1 protein-coding gene is annotated in these 1,678 nt (G+C 39.6%); it reads left to right on the forward strand.

Features of this window, described 5'->3' with window-relative positions; genetic code table 11:
- Positions 1-34: 34 nt before the first annotated feature.
- A partial coding sequence (locus AC1DTM_RS25415; RefSeq protein WP_477001182.1) for a Cna B-type domain-containing protein occupies positions 35-1,678 on the forward strand: 1,644 nt, incomplete at its 3' end.

Raw genomic sequence — 1,678 nt, forward strand, 5'->3', positions numbered from 1 at the left:
AAAGTTGATGATTCCGAATAAGGTGAAAACAAAGTTGATGGTTCCGAATAAGGTGAAAACGACATCCATTTCAGGAACGAAGACCTGGAATGATAACAATGCAACAGATCGTCCGAGCACGATTCAAGTAGACTTACTGAAAAATGGTGACGTAATCCAGACACAAGACGTAACAGCAGCAAACAATTGGAATTATACATTTGCAAATATACCTGCATATGATAATGACGGTAATGCCTATACGTATACAGTAAAAGAGCATCCAGTATCAGGATATCAATCGAAAGTTAACGGATATGATATTACAAATATAAAGATCCAGGAAGCAACAGAAGTAGAAGAGCAAGGTAAAGAAGAAACACTAGAAGAACTGGAAGCCACAACTAAACCGGAAGAGCCAAAGGTGACAGAGGAGCCGAATGTTCTAGAGAAGCCAGAGGTAAAAGACAAGCCGGAAATCTGGGTAAAACCAGAAKAAGAACAAGTGGAAGAAGAAACAACAGAAGAGTTAAAAGAAGAAAAACCGGAAGAGCCAAAGGTGACAGAAGAGCCGAATAAGCTAGAGAAGCCAGAGGTAACGGACAAACCGGAAATCTGGGTAAAACCAGAAGAAGAACAAGTGGAAGAAGAAACAACAGAAGAGTTAACAGAAGAAAAACCGGAAGAGCCGAAGGTAACAGAAGAACCGAATGTGTTAGAGAAACCAGAGGTAACAGACAAACCGGAAATCTTAGTAACACCAGAGGAAGAGCAAAATAAAGAAGAAACAACAGAAGAGTTAACAGAAGAAAAACCGGAAACACCGAAGGTAACAGAAGAACCAAATGTGTTAGAGAAACCAGAGGTAACAGACAAACCGGAAATCTTAGTAACACCAGAAGAAGAGCAAAATAAAGAAGAAACAACAGAAGAGTTAACAGAAGAAAAACCGGAAGAGCCGAAGGTGACAGAGGAACCAAATGTGTTAGAGAAGCCAGAGGTAACAGACAAACCGGAAATCTTAGTAACACCAGAAGAAGAGCAAAATAAAGAAGAAACAACAATAGAAATAGAAGAGCCAGTAAAACCGGAAATACCAAAGGTGACAGAGGAATCAAATGTGTTAGAGAAGCCAGAGGTAACAGACAAACCGGAGATCTTAGTAACACCAGAAGAAGAGCAAAATAAAGAAGAAACAACAATAGAAATAGAAGAGCCAGTAAAACCGGAAACACCAAAGGTGACAGAGGAACCAAATGTGTTAGAGAAGCCAGAGGTAACAGACAAACCGGAGATCTTAGTAACACCAGAAGAAGAGCAAAATAAAGAAGAAACAACAGAAGAAATCGAAGAATCATTAAAACCGGAAGAGCCAAAGGTAACAGAAGAACCGAATGTGTTCGAGAAGCCAGAGGTAAAAGACAAGCCGGAGATTTTGGTAAAACCGATCGAAGAAGAAAATAAAGAAGARACAACAGAAGAAATCGAAGAATCATTAAAACCGGAAGAGCCAAAGGTAACAGAAGAACCGAATGTTCTAGAGAAACCAGAGGTAAAAGAGAAGCCGGAGATTTTGGTAAAACCGATCGAAGAAGAAAATAAAGAAGAAACAACAGAAGAAATCGAAGAATCATTAAAACCGGAAGAGCCAAAGGTAACAGAAGAACCGAATGTGTTCGAGAAGCCAGAGGTAAAAGAC

It is taken from the genome of Bacillus sp. P4_D3, assembly GCF_056401855.1.